The sequence below is a fragment of the Agrobacterium sp. CNPSo 3708 genome (genome assembly GCF_028674915.1).
In the GTDB taxonomy this organism is placed as follows: domain Bacteria; phylum Pseudomonadota; class Alphaproteobacteria; order Rhizobiales; family Rhizobiaceae; genus Agrobacterium; species Agrobacterium cavarae.
The window spans coordinates 194,114-210,595 of record NZ_JAQZSF010000008.1; the positions used below are offsets into that span (position 1 = coordinate 194,114).

Here is a 16,482-nt window from a genome sequence, read left to right on the forward strand (position 1 = left end):
CTTTGCGCCGCTTGCGACGCCTTTGCCATCTGTTTCGCCGCCCTCTTCCACAGAGATTGAGACGGAATGTTTTTTCTTGCGCTGCGGCAATTCCGCATTACTTTCTGCCCACCTTCCAAGCAAAACGAGACATTTCCATGAAACAGAACACGTTGGGACGCACGGGCATTTCCGTGTCGGAAATCTGCCTTGGCACGATGACATGGGGCACGCAGAACACCGAGGCCGAGGCCCATGAGCAGATGGACTACGCACTCGAGAACGGCGTCAATTTCTTCGACACAGCCGAGCTCTACCCGACGACGCCGGTCTCTGCCGAAACGCAAGGGCGCACGGAAGACTATATCGGGACATGGTTCGAGAAGACCGGCAAGCGCAGCGACGTGGTTCTTGCCACCAAGGTTGCCGGCTCCGGCCGCGATTACATTCGCGGTGGGCGCGATATCGATGCCGCAGCCATTCGCGAAGCAGTCGATACCAGCCTCAATCGCCTGAAGACCGATTACATCGACCTCTACCAGATCCACTGGCCGAACCGCGGTACCTATCATTTCCGCGGGGCCTGGAGCTTCGACGCGTCCAAGCAGAATAAGGAAAAGACGCTCGAAGAGTTCAACGAAAAGCTCGAAACACTGGGCGAGCTGGTAAAGGCCGGAAAGATCCGCGCCATCGGCCTTTCCAATGAAAGCGCCTGGGGCACGCAGAAATATATCGATATCGCCGAAGCAAAGGGGCTCCCACGCGTTGCCTCCATTCAAAACGAGTACAATCTACTCTATCGCAGCTTCGACCTCGATCTGGCCGAAGTGGCCCACCACGAAGATGTCGGCCTGCTTGCCTATTCGCCGCTTGCAGGTGGCATCCTGACCGGCAAGTATCAGAACGGCGCGCGCCCGGAAGGATCGCGCGGGTCGATCAATCACGACATCGGCGGACGGCTTCAGCCTCTGCAGGAAGCGCCGGTGAAGGCCTATCTGGAACTGGCCTATGAGGCTGGTATCGATCCGGCCCAGCTCGCGATTGCCTTTTGTCTTACGCGCCCCTTCATGGCGTCGGTCATTATCGGTGCAACAACGATGGAGCAGTTGAAGACGGATATTACCGCGGCCGATGTCACGCTCTCCGACGAGGTGCTGAAGGGCATAGCCGATATCCATCGTCAGTATCCGATGGCAATCTGATCGAGGCCCTTAAACCAGGCTTTTTCGGGCAGCGCGCTTGCATTCGCAGCAAAATTCAGTATAAGCGCGCTGTTCACAACACCCGGTCTTATGGCTGGTGGCTGAACGGAGGGCTGGTTTCGATCTCGAAACAGCAGGAACCATAAGGTTTTTCCGGCCTCCCGTGTCTCCGCTCTCGACCGTCTCGAACAACGCTTTTCTTGCCTCCGGTTTTCCGATCAAGAGCAGTCGTTGAGGCTTAGCGCCATTGCCGGGTGATGAATGAAACGCAAGAAAGGCAAAGCTTAAATGGCTCTTTACGAACACATCTTCCTTGCCCGGCAGGATATCACTGCCCAGCAGGTCGACGCACTTGTCGAACAGTACAAGGGCGTTATCGAATCGTTCGGCGGCAACGTCGGACGCATCGAGAACTGGGGTCTGAAGTCCCTCACCTACCGCATCAAGAAGAACCGCAAGGCTCACTACGCTCTGATGGACATCGACGCTCCGGCGGCTGCTATCCACGAAATCGAGCGCCAGATGCGCATCAACGAAGACGTTCTTCGTTACATGACCATCGCTGTGGAAGCTCACGAAGAAGGCCCGTCTGCCATGTTGCAGAAGCGCGACCGTGACGACCGCCCGCGCCGCGACGGCGACCGTCCTGACCGTGGCGACCGTGGTCCCCGTGATGGCGCACCGCGCGAAGACCGTCCGCGCCGTCCGCGCGAAGACCGTGCATAAGGAGAAACAATAATGGCTGACGCATCCTCTTCCCAGGCACGCCGCCCCTTCCCCCGCCGTCGCAAGACGTGCCCCTTCTCCGGCGCAAACGCTCCGAAGATCGACTACAAGGACGTTCGTCTGCTGCAGCGCTACATTTCCGAGCGCGGCAAGATCGTTCCTTCGCGCATCACCGCCGTTTCCCAGAAGAAGCAGCGCGAACTCGCTCAGGCGATCAAGCGTGCACGCTTCCTCGGCCTGCTGCCTTACGTCGTAGCGTAATTCAAGTTTCGAGGTCGCGGTTTCACGCGACCTCGTTCTCCCTCTCGAAGCAGCCGACTCTCGGTCAGCTTCTTCAAGAGCGCCAATTCCTTCCGCGTTGGGCGCGGATCGAATGACAGCAAACCCCATGTTGGGGACGACGTTCAAACGAACGGTCCTCTAACTGCTAAGACAAGCAGGACAGCGACGTTGAGACAATTGAACCAGACAGTGCTGATCGCCGGCATTCTTGCCGGCATATGCGCCGCGTTTCTAACGCTTGGCGCAACGGCACAGTCGTCGATGTCCTTCCTGCTCTATGCAGCTTCCGCCATGCCGGTTCTCGTTGCCGGTCTCGGCTGGGGCAATGCCGCGGCCATCGTTGCCGTTCTCTCCGCAGGCTTCCTCGGCGCCCTTGCCGTCTCCCCGCTTTTTGCCGTGACGATCGCGATCTTTACGCTGATCCCGGCTGGCTGGCTGTCTCACCTCGCAAACCTCGCACGGCCTGCCGCCGAGATCGGCGGCCCGGAAGACCTGATGGCCTGGTACCCGCTGTCCGGCATCGTTCTGCATCTGTGCGGCCTGATCACGGTCTCGGTCATCATTCTCGGCACGATGATCGGCTATGGTCACGAACTCGTTTCGCAGATGGTCGACCTGATGATGGCGTCGGTCCAGGCAAGCGAATCGACCTTCAAGCCAGATCCGGCAGCCCTTTCGCAAACAAAGTCGCTTCTGGTTCTGATGCTGCCGATGATCCAGGGCGGCCTCTGGGTTATGCTTTTGTTTGCGGCCTATTATTTCGCAAGCCGCATGGTGCGCTCCTTCGGTAAGGGTCTTCGCCCACGCGAAGATATCGCAGCCGCACTTCGCATGCATCGCAACGCGATCTTCATTTTCCTTGGAGGCATCGTCCTGACCTTCTTTGGCGGTGTTCCCGCCATGGTCGGTGCGGTTCTCTGCGGTACATTCGGCGCGGGATTCATCATGGCGGGTTACGCCTCGCTGCATCACCGTTCCAAGGGCAAGGACTGGCGGCTGCCGGTTCTTATCCTCGCATACCTTTCAGCGATCTTCATGTTTCCGCTGTTCCTCATCCTCCTCCTAGGTCTCAGCGACGTGCGCAGCACGATCTCTCTGACACCTGCGCGGAGCTCCGATAAATCGAACGAAACCAACTCCAAATAAGAAAGGATCAAGAAGATGGAAGTCATTCTTCTCGAGCGTATCGCAAAGCTTGGCCAGATGGGCGAAACCGTAAAGGTTCGCGACGGCTACGCACGTAATTTCCTGCTGCCGCAGGGCAAGGCACTGCGCGCCAACGCTGCCAACAAGACCCGTTTTGAAACCGAGCGCGCAACGCTCGAAGCCCGTAACCTTGAGCGCAAGTCCGAAGCCCAGAAGGTTGCCGACGCACTCGAAGGCAAGAGCTTCATCGTTGTTCGTTCCGCTGGCGAAACCGGTCAGCTCTACGGTTCCGTTGCTGCCCGTGACGTCGTTGAAATCCTCGGCGCTGAAGGCTTCAACGTTGGCCGTAACCAGGTCGAACTCAACACGCCGATCAAGACCATCGGTCTGCACAACGTCACGCTTCACCTGCACTCGGAAGTCGAGCTTCAGGTTGAACTGAACGTTGCCCGTTCGGCTGAAGAAGCTGAGCGTCAGGCCAAGGGTGAAAACCTCACCTCCGCTGACGCCATCTACGGCGTTGACGAAGATGCGCTTCGTCCGGAAGACTTCTTCGATCCAGAAGCTGACCGCGACGGCGACGACGACTAATATCTTGAGGCCTTTTGGCTCAAAGACAAAACCCCGGATGGCGACATCCGGGGTTTTTGTTTGGGCGTTGCGAAAACTATTCGCCTATGGCTTTCGCCGCTGTCCTTACTCTAGTCGGCATCCGTGACGGCAGCGTCATGGCAATGACGCCAGCCAGAATGCACACAAGCCCGATCATCGTGCTCACCTGCAGTTGCTCACCAAGGAAAACCACGCCGATCGCCACGCCTACGGGCACGCGCACATAGGCCTGCGCCGTCGTTCCGAGAGATCCAAGCGTGCGGACGAGGCGGAAGTAGATGGTGAAAGCGAGCGCGGTGGAAAATATCGAGAGCCCGATCAGGGCCGCAATCGAGCGCGTTGAGGGTGCAAGCTCCCACGGGCGGTCCACCACCAGGCTGACAGGAATGAGAATGATCGCCCCGCAGATCAGCGAGGCTGCAGCAGGGATCATCGAATCGATGCCCTTGAAATTCTTCCCAAAGATTGCCGCGCCTGCATAAAAGGCGGTGGCAAGAATGACCGCCATTTGCGCCAGCACCACATCGCCCAGACCATTCAGTGCCTGAACGCCGATCATGACCACTGTCCCAACGAGACCGATCATGACGCCGAAGAGCTTCCGGCCATTCACCACCTCATGCCGGGTGATGATCGCCGTCAGCAGAAAGGTGAAGACCGGTGTCAGCGAGTTGAGAATGACGGCAAGCCCGGCATCGATGTAATGCTCGGCCCAGGCGATCAGCGTGAATGGAAGGACGCTGTTCAGCACGGCCTGGATGGCAAACATCTTCCACAGCGCTGGATCCTTCGGTAGCCGCAAGCCTCGCCAGAGAATGATGACGGTGAGGATGCTGCCGGCTATCGCGGTGCGAGCCGCAATCAGCGTCAGCGGCGGGATCGTCTCGATGCCGATCTTGATGAAAGTGTAGGAGCTGCCCCACAGGCACCCCAGCAATACAAGCAGGGCAAGTTCGGGCAGCAGCTTTTTGTCGGTCATTCTGTCAGTCTCTCTGTCGAAGCGATCCCTCTTTATAGAGTTGCGCTAGGATGGGAAGCTTCGGTATCGGCCGAACAATGGCCCGCTGACGAAGGCATACTCGGATGATAGTATTTCTCCCATGACCGGTATCGCCTCCCCCAACACCATTGCCGCCATCGCCAACCTGATTGGCGATACCACGCGCGCAAACATGCTCTGCGCGCTTATGGGTGGGCAAGCGCTGACAGCAGGTGAGTTGTCCCGGGGTGCGGGTGTAACGCCGCAGACGGGCAGCGAACATCTGGCGAAAATGGTGGACGCCAATCTGCTGACGACGGTGAAACAGGGCCGCCATCGCTACTACCGGCTTGCTTCTGCGCAGGTTGCCCATGGTATCGATGCGCTGATGTCGATTGCCGCAGCCGGGCCGAAACGGCATCATCCCGTCGGGCCGAAGGAAAAGGACATGCGGCTTGCCCGCAGTTGCTACGACCACATCGCAGGCCGGCTTGCGGTGGCGATGGCCGACAGTCTCAGCGGCAGGGGACACATTCTGCTTTCCGACGAAGGTGCACTGGTGACGGAACAGGGCAAGGCCTTCCTGGTGGATTTCGGCATCGATCTCAACGATGGCACCCGGTCGAAGCGACCGCTTTGCCGCACGTGCCTGGACTGGAGCGAGAGACGGCACCACATTGCGGGACGCGTCGGTACTGCGCTTTTTCAGCGCACGCTGGATCTTGGCTGGGTGACGCGCCGGACCGATAGCCGCGCGTTGAGGATCACGCCTGCTGGCGACAAAGGATTTCGAGACATCTTCTGTCTGCCCGCTGAGTGGCGGGAAGGCTGAGCGGACGCGACCAGATAAACAAGATAAAGCCCTCCAACTCTCGATTTGAGCTGAAAGGCTTGAACGTGAAAGGCTTGCCTAAGACTACTTGGCCGCCGTTTGTTCAGCCACCGGCGGCTTGCTCGTATCGACGCGCACCACCACGGACAGTCCGGGAGACAGTTCCGTCGCGGCCGGCTGATCCGGATCGATCGACACGCGTACGCCGATTCTCTGCGCGATCTTGACGAAATTGCCCGTGGCATTGTCCGGCTTGATTACCGCAAATTCTGAACCCGCGGCGGGCGAGAAACGCTCGACCCTGCCCTTCAATTTGCGATGATGCAGCGCATCGACAGAAATCGAGACAGGCTGCCCGACTTCCATACCCGCAAGCTGGGTTTCCTTGAAGTTGGCAACGACCCAGACCTCGTGCGGCACGACCGCCATCAATTGGCTGCCAGCGGCGACATATTGGCCCACACGCGCGCCAACCTCGCCCAGTTCGCCATCGCGCGGCGCCTTGATCTCCGTATTTTGCAGATCGATCCGGGCGAGTTCGACTGCGGCTTGCGCATTGGCGACGGCGGCCTGAAGCGAGCTGCGGTTGACGATGATGGTCTGTAAATCCTGACGCGCGACTTCGAGTGCTGCCTTGGCCTGCGACAGCCCGGCACGGGACTTTTCGAGATTGGCTTGCGCTTCTTCCTGAAGACTTGAAGTGCCGACACCGCTGCGGATCAGGTTGTCCTGACGGTCGGCAGCAAGCTGCGCCTGTTTCAAGGACGCTTCGGCACTATCCACCGCGGCCTGGCTGGACGCGATATTGGCGCGGGCAGCGTTTTCCTGCTGGCGGGAATTATCCGAGGCTGCCGTCTGGCCGGCGAGTGTGGCTTCGGCCTGGGCCAGTCTTTGGCGGAAGATGCGGTCATCGATCTTGACCAGCAGGTCACCCTGCTTGACCTCCTGATAATCCTTGACCGGCACATCCACGACGTAGCCGCTGACCTGTGGGCTCATCGTGGTGACATAACCGCGTACATAGGCATTGTCGGTCATTTCGACATGGCTGGAAAAGGGTGGCAGGCGCCAGGCATAGAGAACCAGCGCGACCCCGGCGATGCCGCCGAGAAGAACGATAAGAGTAACGGGTGTGAAAATCTTTTTTAGCATTTTGGGGTCTCTGAAGGATCAGGATTGGGAAACGGCGGCGGCGCTCTCGCCGCCCGTCATCAATGGTTTGATGCGCAGCCACGCCAGGTGAAGGAGCAGCATCACGAGAGCGGCGGCGGCGCAGACGGCGATCAGCAGGAATGTGTCGTTGTAAGCCAGGATATAGGCCTCTCTCGACACCTGCTGGGCAAGAAGGGTCACGCCTTCCGCTCGCAGAAGCGTCGGATCGGTGAGCACATGGCTGTAGGCACCGGAGAGCTGGCTGATGCGCTGCGCGACCTGCGGATTTTGCAGAAGGATGCTTTCCACCAGGATGTTGGAGTGGAATTTTTCCCTCAGCGTCACGAAGGAGCCCAGTAGCCCTGTCGTCAGCATCGATCCGGTAATCTGGGTGAACAGGAAGATGGTGATGAAATTGACGAGATAGGGCGGGCCTTTCGCCAATGCGGCACCAAAGCCCTTCGCCATCACCGGCGGCAGGAACATGGCAGCGCCAAAGGCGATCATCGCCTGGCTCAGATACATTTGTTCGGGACGCGTCAGGTTCGTCGATGTGCTGTCCATGAAGGCGCCAACCGCTATACAGGACAGCGCGATAACGTGCGCAGTCTCGACATATTTCGTCAGCATCAGCAAAGCACAGGTCGCGCCGCCAAGGACGGTTGCCAGAATGATAAGACCGTAAAGGCCCGTGGTCTGGTCATTGAGGATGCCGAGTTGCTGATAGAGGCTGACAGCTGTGGAGGACTGTTCCGACGAGACGGCGCGATAGACCAGCAGGACTGCGATAAGATGCAGATTGGTGCGCGAGAAGATCCAGCGCAGATCGAGCATCGGGTTCTTGCGTGGCAATTCGATCATTGTCATCACGGTCAACAGGGTGATCGAGGTTGCCAGCAGAACGCCGAGCCACCAGGTCTCGAACCACCAGTAAAAACGGCCAAGCGTCAGGAACACGGCAAGGCAACCTAGGCCACCGGCGAAAAGCAGGTAGCTCAAGATATCCAGGCGCTCTATGACCTTGACCCGGGGAGGTGCTGTCAATGGCAGAAGATAGATGATGGGCAGAACCGCGAGCGCTAAACCCACTTCCATGCTGTAGAGCGCGTGCCAGCCGTCAATCTGCAAGAGAGGTGGCGAGACGATACGAGCAAGGGGTGCCGCCAAAAGCGTTCCGGTCAGCGCGATGCTGAGGCCTAGAGTGAGCTTGCGCTGCACGGGGAAGGCTTCGAGAATATAGAGGAAGCCGAGAGATGACAAAGGTGCGGCCGCCATGCCGCTGACGAAGCGCACGACGATGGCGGAGTGCAAATCCGTGACGAAGAGGTTGAGACAGGACGCCAGGACGAAAGCGATGATGCTGATTTCCGCAAAGGGCCGCAGGCCATATTGCTGGCGCACCTTGAACAGCGCAATCGAGAAGGTGGCGTAAGGCGCCATATAAGCGGCCGACAGCCCCGCGACCTCCGCCACCGTGCCGGAAAACTCGCCCTGCAGCTGATACAGATTGGCCATGACGATGTTCATGCCCATGCCTTGGGTGATGAAGAAGGCAAGACCAGCGGCGATATACATAAGCTTTTCGCGAAGCGGCTTTTCCGCAGGCTGCGCTGGCGGCACCGGTGCAGCGTCCTCCGGCGCAGGCGCTGTCGCTGCGGGCGAAGCGGCTTGCTCGCCTGCCTCATCCAAAGGCGCATCGCGCGTGCTCGTTATGGCATTGCTCACGGCGTCACCTCGTTTTCCGAAAGTTTTTGCAGATTGCCCGTCAGGCGTCTTACCACGTTGAGCGCCACGCGAATCTCATCTGTAGAGATATCCAGCGCGATCTCGGCTCGCATGGCTTTTGCCTGCGCATCCACATCTTCGAATGTCTGCAGTCCGGCGGGTGTCATGTGAATTCGTTTCGCCCTCCGGTCGATCTCATCAGAACGCCGTTCGATGAGCTTTTGTTTCTCCATGGCATCCAATAGCCGCACGAGCGTCGGCGTTTCGATTTCCAACTCCTCGGCAAGCTCCTTTTGCGTCAACGAACCCCTTCTCGACAGCGCAAACAATGTTCGCGCACGCGCCAGCGTCAAGCCTTTCTCAGCAACGCGGGCGTCGAAGAACGAGCGGAGCTTGCGATTGAAGGCCGCCATCTCATCGAAAAGCTGTTCTTTCTCGGTAATGCGGGACAACGTAATTAGACCTTATAATTAGGTAGCTACTTATTTTGTTCCTATCTATTTTGATCCTTGCTAAATTTCAAGTGTCTTTGGTGGATTGGAGCCATGCCTTAAAATCATGGCGGAGCATGCCTGATTCGCTCGGTACCTGAGACGTCAGCCGAATCATCCTGTGGATTAATGGGGACAACCCGTTATGTTGGGTCCCCCGCCTCTCTTTAGGTAAGGTGAGTTGTAAGTGTTGCCTTCAGGTCATTGACGGCAACGCCTCCAGGCTTCAAACCGGCAGGCTTGCAGAACAAAAGATAAGGCTAAAGGGAGATCACGAGACCATGAATGACGCCGTGAGAAAGATCACCCCAGCGCCCGCTGCCGAACCGCTTTACCGCGAGGCGCCCAACAACATTGAGGCCGAGCAGGCGCTGCTGGGCGCCATCCTCGTCAACAACGATGCCTATTATCGCGTGTCGGACTTTTTGAAGCCGGTGCATCTTTATGAGCCCCTGCACCGCAAGATTTTTGAAGTCGCGGGCGATATCATCCGCATGGGAAAGACGGCCAACCCGGTCACCATCAAGACCTTCCTTCCGGCAGACGATAAGGTCGGCGACCTGACCGTTGCCCAATATCTTGCACGCCTTGCTGCCGAAGCGGTTTCGATCATCAATGCCGAGGATTACGGCCGGGCGATCTATGACCTGGCGCTTCGCCGCGCGCTGATTCAAATCGGTGAGGATGTCGTCAACATCGCCTATGACGCGCCGCTCGACATGCCGCCGCAGGCGCAAATCGAAGACACCGAGCGCCGCCTTTTCGAACTTGCCGAAACCGGGCGCTATGATGGCGGCTTCCAGTCGTTCAACGATGCGGTGGCGCTCGCGATCGACATGGCCGGCGCTGCCTTCGAGCGCGACGGCAATCTCTCCGGTATTTCCACCGGCATCCATTCGCTCGATGCCCGCATGGGTGGCCTTCAGCGGTCGGACTTGATCGTGCTTGCCGGACGTCCAGGCATGGGCAAGACCTCGCTTGCCACCAACATCGCCTATAACATTGCAGCCGCCTACGAGCAGGAAGTGCAGCCGGACGGCACCTACAAGGCCAAGAATGGCGGCGTCGTCGGCTTCTACTCGCTCGAAATGTCGTCCGAACAGCTCGCAACCCGTATCATTTCGGAGCAGACGGAAGTCTCGTCCTCGAAAATCCGCCGTGGTGACATCACCGAAGCAGACTTTGAAAAGCTCGTCGCCTGCAGCCAGATGATGCAGAAGGTACCGCTTTATATCGACCAGACCGGTGGTATCTCGATTGCGCAGCTTGCCGCGCGCGCGCGCCGCCTGAAGCGTCAGCGCGGCCTTGATGTTCTGGTGGTCGACTACGTTCAGCTGATGACCGGCTCCGGCAAGGGCGGCGAAAACCGCGTGCAGGAAATCACCCAGATTACTACCGGCCTGAAAGCGCTCGGCAAGGAACTCAACGTTCCGATCATCGCGCTCTCACAGCTCTCCCGTGCGGTGGAAAGCCGCGAAGACAAGCGCCCGCAGCTCTCCGACCTTCGTGAATCGGGCTCCATCGAGCAGGACGCCGACGTGGTGCTCTTCGTGTTCCGTGAGGAATACTATGTGAAGAACATGGAGCCGCGCGATCCCGCAGACCCGAAATATGCCGAGTGGGAATCGCTGTTCGACAAGGTCAAGGGCACGGCCGACGTCATCATCGCCAAGCAGCGTCACGGACCGACCGGTACGGTGAAGCTCGCCTTCCAGGCCGAGTTCACCCGCTTTGCGGATCTGGCCGATCCATCCTTCAGCCAGTATGAAGAGCACTAACAGTCCCTCCGCCTCATATTTCAGCAAAGATGAGGCGGAGTCTTTTTAAGGGGATAGCGGCGGCGGTTTAGAAACCGATTCCGCGTAAAACCGCCACGGTTACCACACCCGCAGCTGCGGCAGGTAGAAGCGAAAGGCGCATCGCAGCGAGCGCGGTGACAGCGCAGCCGATGGTTTCGGCAAGGCCGCTCGTCAATGCTGTTGGGGTGACGACGGCCATCAGGACTGCCGGCGGTACGGCGTTGAGCGCGCGTTTGGCTCGATCCGTCATCTGGACATGGCGGATGAGAAGGAGACCGCCGAAGCGTGTTGCGAGTGTCGCGACGGCCATGGCGAGGATGGTCAGCAGCGTGTTGGCATCGATGCTCATTGGGGCATCTCCGTCTCGTCCTTGGCGAAGGCGGCAACGGCCAGTCCTGCAAGAGCACCCGCAGCGATATACCATGCGCCGGGTACGTATCTATGGGTGGCGAAGGCGGCGGTCGCACTCGCCAGAAGAACGAAGCCCGTTTGCCTGCCTTTCCAAAACCCCATCAGAAGCACGATAAAGACCGCAGGGAATGCAAAATCGAGGCCGATGATGGTCGTGTCGCCCATGACCGAACCGAGCAGAGCGCCTGCCAGCGTTGACAAGTTCCAGACGACATAGATCGAGAGAGCAGCAGCAGCGAAAAATGCCGGACGGAGCGTGCTCGTCATGCTGCGAAATTCCGCCAACGCCCAGGATTCATCCGTCAGGACCGGCATGGCAAACCAGCGCTGCCAGGGCTTGAAGCCCTCCATCTTCACGCCGATGGAAGCGCTCATCAATATGTGTCTGAGATTGACGAGGAGTGCCGCAAAACCGAGCGCTCCCCAGCTTGCCGGGTGGGTCCACAAGTCCATTGCGACGAATTGCGAACCGCCGGCGAAAACGAGGAGTGACATCAGGCAGGCTTCCACCGGCGACAGACCTTTGCTGACAGCGATCGCGCCGAAGACAACGCCAATCGGCACCATGGCAACCAGCAGCGGGGACGCGGCTTTGAGGCCGGAGATCAGTTCCTGGCGTCTTTCAGGTTTGGCTTTGCTCACCATGTCATTCTCCTTCTTCAGGAGATGCATCTAGGAGACAGCTGGTCCGCCGTATTGAACGAAAATGATCTGCCGGTCATGCGGCGCGGAATTGACCCGGCGTTACGCCGGTGCGGGCCTTGAAGTGGCGCGTAAAATGCGCCTGATCGGCAAACCCGCATTCGAGCGCAACCGAAGCCGGGCTTTCTCCCTGACGCAACAGATGCCTTGCTCGGCGGATGCGGATATCAGTGAGATAGGCATGCGGCGTGATGTGGAATTCGCGGCGGAAGGCGCGGATCAAATGCGCACGGCTGAGCCCCGCCATACCCGCCAATTCTTCGAGCCCGACATCCGTGTCGAAGTTGTCGTTGAGATATTCACGCGCCTGATAGACCGCAGTTTTCTCGCGTGTCTGGACGGGCAGAATGATGGTGCTGCCATGGCGGGAAAACAGTTCTGCCAGAACCGAGAACATGCCCTCATCTGCCTCCAGTGCGCCTGCCCCGTTTTCCAACCTGCGATGGGCAATCTGGAAGGCCTGCGCCATCTTGGGATCATGCGGCAGGAAGCTTGGGAAGGATGGCGTGCCGTGAAAGGCGCGGCCCGTCATGTCTTCGATGACCTCAGACAAAAGCGCGATATCTGGATAGATCATGCGGTATCGATAACCGTCACCGCCGGGGGCACCGTCATGTATCTGGCCGGGATCGATCAGGTAGAGATGACCGGGGCCGGTGCGCTCCGTCGTGCCCTTGATGGTTGAAATCTGCGAGCCGTTTTCGATGGCGCCGATGGAAAATGTATCATGCGCATGCGGCGAAAACTCATGCGTCAGGAACGTCGCGGTCATGCACTCCATGCCTTTGAAACGCTTGTCCCGCCAGAACCTGGTGGTTTCTGCGCGTGAAAGCGGCATGTGGTCGGTGGCCTGTTCCTGCGAAACATTGTGCATAGCTCGGGTTTAACCCAATCCGTCATGACCGTCTTGAACAAAAGTGATAGACCACGGCGATATTCAAAAGGTGCAGACCATGACAGACGACCTCGATGACAGCTTCTCCGAGATGGATGCGGATGCATTCGAAACCGCGCCACTTCGGCTGACCATAGATCTTGCCGCACTTGCAGATAACTTTCGCGACATGCAGCGCCGTTCCGGCAAGGCACGCGCCGCCGCCGTGGTGAAGGCGGATGCCTATGGCATGGGGATTGAGGATTGTGGCGCAACGCTCTATCACGCCGGTGCCCGGGATTTCTTCGTCGCCAGTGTGTCGGAGGGCGTGACGCTTCGTCCTCATGCGCCGGAAGCGCGCATCTTCGTTCTTTCCGGCATCTGGCCGGGCCAGGAACGCGACGTCTTCGCCCATGATCTCGTGCCAGTCATTGCCTCTGAAGAGCAGCTCTCCTTCTGGACGGGCGCTCTGGCCGAGCGCGGCGACCATCCGTTTGCGCTGCATGTCGATACGGGCTTCAACCGGCTTGGGCTTCCGCTCGAAGACGCGCTTTATCTCGCCGATGACCCGACACGTCCGGCAAGCTTCGATCCCGTGTTGGTCATGTCCCACCTTGCCAGCGCCGATACCCCCTCTTCGCCAATGAACAAGGCGCAGCTTGAATCATTTCGCAGAGTTAGCGCTGCTTTCGAAGGTATCGAATCAAGCCTTTCAGCCTCTGCCGGAATCTTCCTCGGCCCGGACTACCACTTCGATCTGACGCGTCCAGGCATCTCGCTTTACGGCGGCGAAGCGGTCAATGACATGAAGAACCCCATGCGCCCCGTCGCCAAGGCGGAGGCGCGGATCATTCAGATTCGCGAGGCCGGTGAAGGGCAGACGGTGAGTTATGGCGGCACCTATCAGTTGCAGCGTGCGAGCCGTCTGGCGATCGCGGCTGTGGGTTATGCCGATGGCTATTCGCGATCGCTCTCCGGCTCCGGCATTCCGCTGCGCGAGATGGGCCGTGGCGGCGCGGAAGGGTTCATCAATGGCTATCGCGTTCCGGTCGCCGGCCGCATCACCATGGATCTCACCATTTTCGACGTCACTGACGTGCCGGAACGTGCCATTCGCGCAGGCGACTATATCGAGCTCTTCGGGCCGAATGTTCCAGTCGATGAAGTGGCGCGGGCCGCGGGCACCATCGGTTATGAGATGCTGACAAGCCTCGGGCTTCGGTATGAGCGGCAATATCTGATCGGCGACGAGTAACGATTTCCACCTCTTGGAAAGCTCGAGCGATCCGTGCTAGATGAGAACAAAACGGGATCGAAATTCTTCGCGACCCCGCTCGTTACTCTCTAAAGAAAAAGACTGACATTCATGGCCAAAGCCAAGACACAATTCGTCTGCCAGAACTGCGGCACGGTGCACACCCGTTGGGCCGGAAAATGCGAGGGCTGCGGCGAGTGGAACACCATCGTCGAAGAAGACCCGATGGGCGGAATTGGCGGCGGCCCGGGCAAGACGCCGAAGAAGGGCCGTCCCGTCACCCTCACCTCGCTTTCCGGTGAAATCGAAGAGGCACCGCGCATTCCGACCGGTATGAGCGAACTGGATCGTGCGACCGGCGGGGGCTTCGTGCGCGGATCGGCGGTGTTGATCGGTGGCGATCCGGGCATCGGAAAATCCACCCTTCTGATGCAGGCTGCGGCGGCACTCTCCCGCCAAGGTCATCGTGTCGTTTACGTATCGGGCGAAGAGGCTGTGGCACAGGTGCGCTTGCGAGCGCAGCGTCTTGGTGCGGCGGACACCGACGTGTTGCTGGCGGCTGAAACCAACGTCGAAGATATTCTGGCGACGATCTCCGAGGGCAAACGGCCCGATCTCGTCATCATCGATTCCATTCAGACGCTGTGGAGCGACACCACCGATTCAGCGCCTGGAACTGTCACGCAGGTGCGCACCGGCGTTCAGGCGATGATCCGCTTTGCCAAGCAGACGGGTGCCACCATGGTGCTTGTCGGCCATGTAACCAAGGAAGGCCAGATCGCCGGTCCGCGTGTGGTGGAACACATGGTGGATGCCGTGCTCTATTTCGAAGGCGATCGTGGGCATCATTACCGCATCCTTCGTACCGTCAAAAACCGTTTCGGGCCGACCGATGAAATCGGTGTCTTCGAAATGTCGGACAGGGGTCTGCGCGAGGTCTCCAATCCATCGGAGCTTTTCCTTGGAGAGCGCAACGAAAAATCCCCAGGTGCGGCTGTTTTCGCCGGTATGGAAGGCACGCGGCCAGTGCTGGTGGAGGTTCAGGCCCTGGTGGCGGCCACCTCGCTTGGCACACCGCGTCGTGCTGTGGTGGGGTGGGACTCCTCACGCCTTGCCATGATTCTTGCCGTGCTCGAGGCCCATTGCGGCGTGAAGCTTGGCCAGCACGATGTCTATCTCAACATCGCCGGTGGCTACCGGATTTCGGAGCCCGCAGCAGACATGGCGATTGCTTCTGCACTGGTTTCCTCGCTTGCCGGTCTTGCCCTGCCTGCCGATTGCGTCTATTTCGGCGAAATCAGCCTGTCGGGCGCAGTGCGGCCGGTTTCCCAAACGGCGCAGCGGTTGAAGGAAGCCGAGAAACTTGGATTTTCCGCCGCATTTCTGCCTTCCGCATCAGCAGAACTCCCGAAGGGCTCAAAGGGGCGCTGGACGGAAATTGAAAGCCTCCCCGATCTCGTGGCGCGCATTGCCGGCTCGGGCAACCGCTTCAGACAGGCTGAGGAAGACGAATAATGATCCTTTCGCTGGTTACCCGGCTAGTGTAAGAGGATCGCAAATTGGCACAGCGGCGCCCTGTTTGGGTGCTGCGACCTCCGGAGTTGGTAAATGCCCATTACGATTTTCGACGGTATCGTTCTTGCCGTTGTGCTTTTCTCCGCCGTTCTCGCCATGGTGCGCGGGTTCTCGCGTGAAATTCTGTCCATCGCAAGTTGGGTTGGCTCCGTTGCAGCTGCTTATTATCTCTACCCGCTGCTGCTTCCCTATGCGCGCAACTATACCGATGACGACAAGATCGCGATTGCCGGTTCGGCCGGTCTGGTCTTTCTCGTTGCGCTGATCATCATTTCCTTCATTACCTCGCGCGTTGCCGACTTCATCATCGACAGCCGCATTGGTGCGCTGGATCGCACGCTCGGTTTTCTCTTCGGTGCAGCGCGCGGCCTGCTTCTGCTCGTCGTCGCGGTCGCCTTCTGGAACTGGCTGGTCGATGTCAGAACGCAGCCCGAATGGGTGACGCAGGCCAAGTCCAAGCCGTTCCTGGATGGTTTGGTCGGAAAGCTTGAGGCGGTTCTGCCGGATGATATCGAGCCGCAAATCCGCGCTCGCATTCTCGGCAAAAAGACAGAAACGACACCTGAGCAGGCGCCCGCGGAAGACGCACCGGCGACCACGGCACCGGTACCAGCGAATTGATGCGATAGCGCGCCTTGCAATAGATGCAAGGCGCGCTATTTGTGCTAGATACTTCGACATAGGCAGCAGACAGGCCAAACCGGCAAAGCAATTCGTCGGGGCGGTTTTTGTTTTTGGCA

At 58.9% G+C, this 16,482-nt stretch carries 17 protein-coding genes; 10 read left to right on the plus strand and 7 right to left on the minus strand.

The features are described from left to right. Positions 1–137: 137 nt before the first annotated feature. From PVA19_RS18225 to rplI, 5 genes are all read left to right on the plus strand, one after another. Positions 138–1,181 carry an aldo/keto reductase gene (locus PVA19_RS18225; RefSeq protein ID WP_274103758.1) on the plus strand — a complete coding sequence of 348 codons (1,044 nt, stop codon included), beginning with the start codon at positions 138–140 and terminating at the stop codon, positions 1,179–1,181. 288 nt (positions 1,182–1,469) lie between these two features. Continuing rightward, positions 1,470–1,907, plus strand: coding sequence for a 30S ribosomal protein S6 (gene rpsF, locus PVA19_RS18230; protein ID WP_274103759.1), 438 nt, complete (start codon positions 1,470–1,472; stop codon positions 1,905–1,907). Positions 1,908–1,919: 12 nt separating this feature from the next. Then, positions 1,920–2,168 carry a 30S ribosomal protein S18 gene (gene rpsR / locus PVA19_RS18235; RefSeq protein ID WP_274103760.1) on the plus strand — a complete coding sequence of 83 codons (249 nt, stop codon included), beginning with the start codon at positions 1,920–1,922 and terminating at the stop codon, positions 2,166–2,168. Positions 2,169–2,357: 189 nt separating this feature from the next. Further along, positions 2,358–3,335 carry a DUF2232 domain-containing protein gene (locus PVA19_RS18240; protein WP_274103761.1) on the plus strand — a complete coding sequence of 326 codons (978 nt, stop codon included), beginning with the start codon at positions 2,358–2,360 and terminating at the stop codon, positions 3,333–3,335. Between the two features lie 15 nt (positions 3,336–3,350). After that, positions 3,351–3,926, plus strand: a complete 576-nt coding sequence (rplI, locus tag PVA19_RS18245) for a 50S ribosomal protein L9 (RefSeq protein WP_062425627.1) — start codon at positions 3,351–3,353, stop codon at positions 3,924–3,926. 76 nt (positions 3,927–4,002) lie between these two features. Here the strand turns inward: rplI and PVA19_RS18250 are convergent, their stop codons facing one another. Further along, entirely contained in the window at positions 4,003–4,926 is a 924-nt protein-coding gene (locus PVA19_RS18250) for a DMT family transporter (RefSeq protein WP_274103762.1), read from the minus strand. Positions 4,927–5,047: 121 nt separating this feature from the next. Between PVA19_RS18250 and PVA19_RS18255 the strand changes: the two genes are divergently transcribed. Beyond that, entirely contained in the window at positions 5,048–5,758 is a 711-nt protein-coding gene (locus PVA19_RS18255) for an ArsR/SmtB family transcription factor (RefSeq protein ID WP_274103763.1), read from the plus strand. Positions 5,759–5,842: 84 nt separating this feature from the next. On the opposite strand, the gene PVA19_RS18260 is transcribed toward PVA19_RS18255, so the two are convergent. The 3 genes from PVA19_RS18260 to PVA19_RS18270 all read right to left on the minus strand — a co-directional run bounded on the left by PVA19_RS18260 (position 5,843) and on the right by PVA19_RS18270 (position 9,087). Then, positions 5,843–6,910, minus strand: a complete 1,068-nt coding sequence (locus PVA19_RS18260) for an HlyD family secretion protein (RefSeq protein WP_112359598.1) — start codon at positions 6,908–6,910, stop codon at positions 5,843–5,845. 18 nt (positions 6,911–6,928) lie between these two features. Then, positions 6,929–8,485 (minus strand): MFS transporter, encoded by a 1,557-nt coding sequence (locus PVA19_RS18265; protein ID WP_113179790.1) that lies wholly within the window; start codon positions 8,483–8,485, stop codon positions 6,929–6,931. Between the two features lie 146 nt (positions 8,486–8,631). Next, positions 8,632–9,087, minus strand: a complete 456-nt coding sequence (locus PVA19_RS18270) for a MarR family winged helix-turn-helix transcriptional regulator (RefSeq protein ID WP_113179443.1) — start codon at positions 9,085–9,087, stop codon at positions 8,632–8,634. A 320-nt stretch (positions 9,088–9,407) separates the two neighbouring features. Here PVA19_RS18270 and PVA19_RS18275 point away from each other — a divergent pair, with 320 nt between their 5' ends. After that, the gene (locus PVA19_RS18275; RefSeq protein WP_062425631.1) at positions 9,408–10,904 is read left to right on the plus strand and encodes a replicative DNA helicase; all 1,497 of its coding nucleotides are present in this window, start codon (positions 9,408–9,410) and stop codon (positions 10,902–10,904) included. 67 nt (positions 10,905–10,971) lie between these two features. On the opposite strand, the gene PVA19_RS18280 is transcribed toward PVA19_RS18275, so the two are convergent. The 3 genes from PVA19_RS18280 to PVA19_RS18290 all read right to left on the minus strand — a co-directional run bounded on the left by PVA19_RS18280 (position 10,972) and on the right by PVA19_RS18290 (position 12,912). Further along, positions 10,972–11,274, minus strand: coding sequence for an AzlD family protein (locus tag PVA19_RS18280; protein ID WP_113179442.1), 303 nt, complete (start codon positions 11,272–11,274; stop codon positions 10,972–10,974). Next, on the minus strand, positions 11,271–11,981 hold the full coding sequence (locus tag PVA19_RS18285; RefSeq protein WP_274103764.1) for an AzlC family ABC transporter permease: 711 nt from the start codon (positions 11,979–11,981) through the stop codon (positions 11,271–11,273). The genes PVA19_RS18280 and PVA19_RS18285 overlap by 4 nt, the downstream gene beginning before the upstream one ends. Positions 11,982–12,054: 73 nt before the next feature. Next, the gene (locus tag PVA19_RS18290; protein WP_274103765.1) at positions 12,055–12,912 is read right to left on the minus strand and encodes an AraC family transcriptional regulator; all 858 of its coding nucleotides are present in this window, start codon (positions 12,910–12,912) and stop codon (positions 12,055–12,057) included. 79 nt (positions 12,913–12,991) lie between these two features. Here PVA19_RS18290 and alr point away from each other — a divergent pair, with 79 nt between their 5' ends. The 3 genes from alr (at position 12,992) to PVA19_RS18305 (ending at position 16,363) form a co-directional block, all read left to right on the plus strand. Next, positions 12,992–14,167 (plus strand): alanine racemase, encoded by a 1,176-nt coding sequence (gene alr, locus PVA19_RS18295; RefSeq protein WP_274103766.1) that lies wholly within the window; start codon positions 12,992–12,994, stop codon positions 14,165–14,167. Between the two features lie 111 nt (positions 14,168–14,278). Next, positions 14,279–15,682 carry a DNA repair protein RadA gene (gene radA / locus PVA19_RS18300; RefSeq protein WP_274103767.1) on the plus strand — a complete coding sequence of 468 codons (1,404 nt, stop codon included), beginning with the start codon at positions 14,279–14,281 and terminating at the stop codon, positions 15,680–15,682. A gap of 93 nt (positions 15,683–15,775) precedes the next feature. After that, entirely contained in the window at positions 15,776–16,363 is a 588-nt protein-coding gene (locus tag PVA19_RS18305; protein ID WP_062437952.1) for a CvpA family protein, read from the plus strand. Positions 16,364–16,482 lie beyond the last annotated feature (119 nt).

What these genes read in the sequence shown, in the direction of transcription:
- PVA19_RS18225 (WP_274103758.1), top strand. Translation starts at nt 138, where the DNA reads ATGAAACAGAACACGTTGGGACGCACGGGCATTTCCGTGTCGGAAATC.
- rpsF (WP_274103759.1), top strand. Translation starts at nt 1,470, where the DNA reads ATGGCTCTTTACGAACACATCTTCCTTGCCCGGCAGGATATCACTGCC.
- rpsR (WP_274103760.1), top strand. Translation starts at nt 1,920, where the DNA reads ATGGCTGACGCATCCTCTTCCCAGGCACGCCGCCCCTTCCCCCGCCGT.
- rplI (WP_062425627.1), top strand. Translation starts at nt 3,351, where the DNA reads ATGGAAGTCATTCTTCTCGAGCGTATCGCAAAGCTTGGCCAGATGGGC.
- PVA19_RS18250 (WP_274103762.1), bottom strand. Translation starts at nt 4,926, where the DNA reads ATGACCGACAAAAAGCTGCTGCCCGAACTTGCCCTGCTTGTATTGCTG.
- PVA19_RS18255 (WP_274103763.1), top strand. Translation starts at nt 5,048, where the DNA reads ATGACCGGTATCGCCTCCCCCAACACCATTGCCGCCATCGCCAACCTG.
- PVA19_RS18260 (WP_112359598.1), bottom strand. Translation starts at nt 6,910, where the DNA reads ATGCTAAAAAAGATTTTCACACCCGTTACTCTTATCGTTCTTCTCGGC.
- PVA19_RS18265 (WP_113179790.1), bottom strand. Translation starts at nt 8,485, where the DNA reads ATGTATATCGCCGCTGGTCTTGCCTTCTTCATCACCCAAGGCATGGGC.
- PVA19_RS18275 (WP_062425631.1), top strand. Translation starts at nt 9,408, where the DNA reads ATGAATGACGCCGTGAGAAAGATCACCCCAGCGCCCGCTGCCGAACCG.
- PVA19_RS18280 (WP_113179442.1), bottom strand. Translation starts at nt 11,274, where the DNA reads ATGAGCATCGATGCCAACACGCTGCTGACCATCCTCGCCATGGCCGTC.
- PVA19_RS18285 (WP_274103764.1), bottom strand. Translation starts at nt 11,981, where the DNA reads ATGGTGAGCAAAGCCAAACCTGAAAGACGCCAGGAACTGATCTCCGGC.
- PVA19_RS18290 (WP_274103765.1), bottom strand. Translation starts at nt 12,912, where the DNA reads ATGCACAATGTTTCGCAGGAACAGGCCACCGACCACATGCCGCTTTCA.
- alr (WP_274103766.1), top strand. Translation starts at nt 12,992, where the DNA reads ATGACAGACGACCTCGATGACAGCTTCTCCGAGATGGATGCGGATGCA.
- radA (WP_274103767.1), top strand. Translation starts at nt 14,279, where the DNA reads ATGGCCAAAGCCAAGACACAATTCGTCTGCCAGAACTGCGGCACGGTG.
- PVA19_RS18305 (WP_062437952.1), top strand. Translation starts at nt 15,776, where the DNA reads ATGCCCATTACGATTTTCGACGGTATCGTTCTTGCCGTTGTGCTTTTC.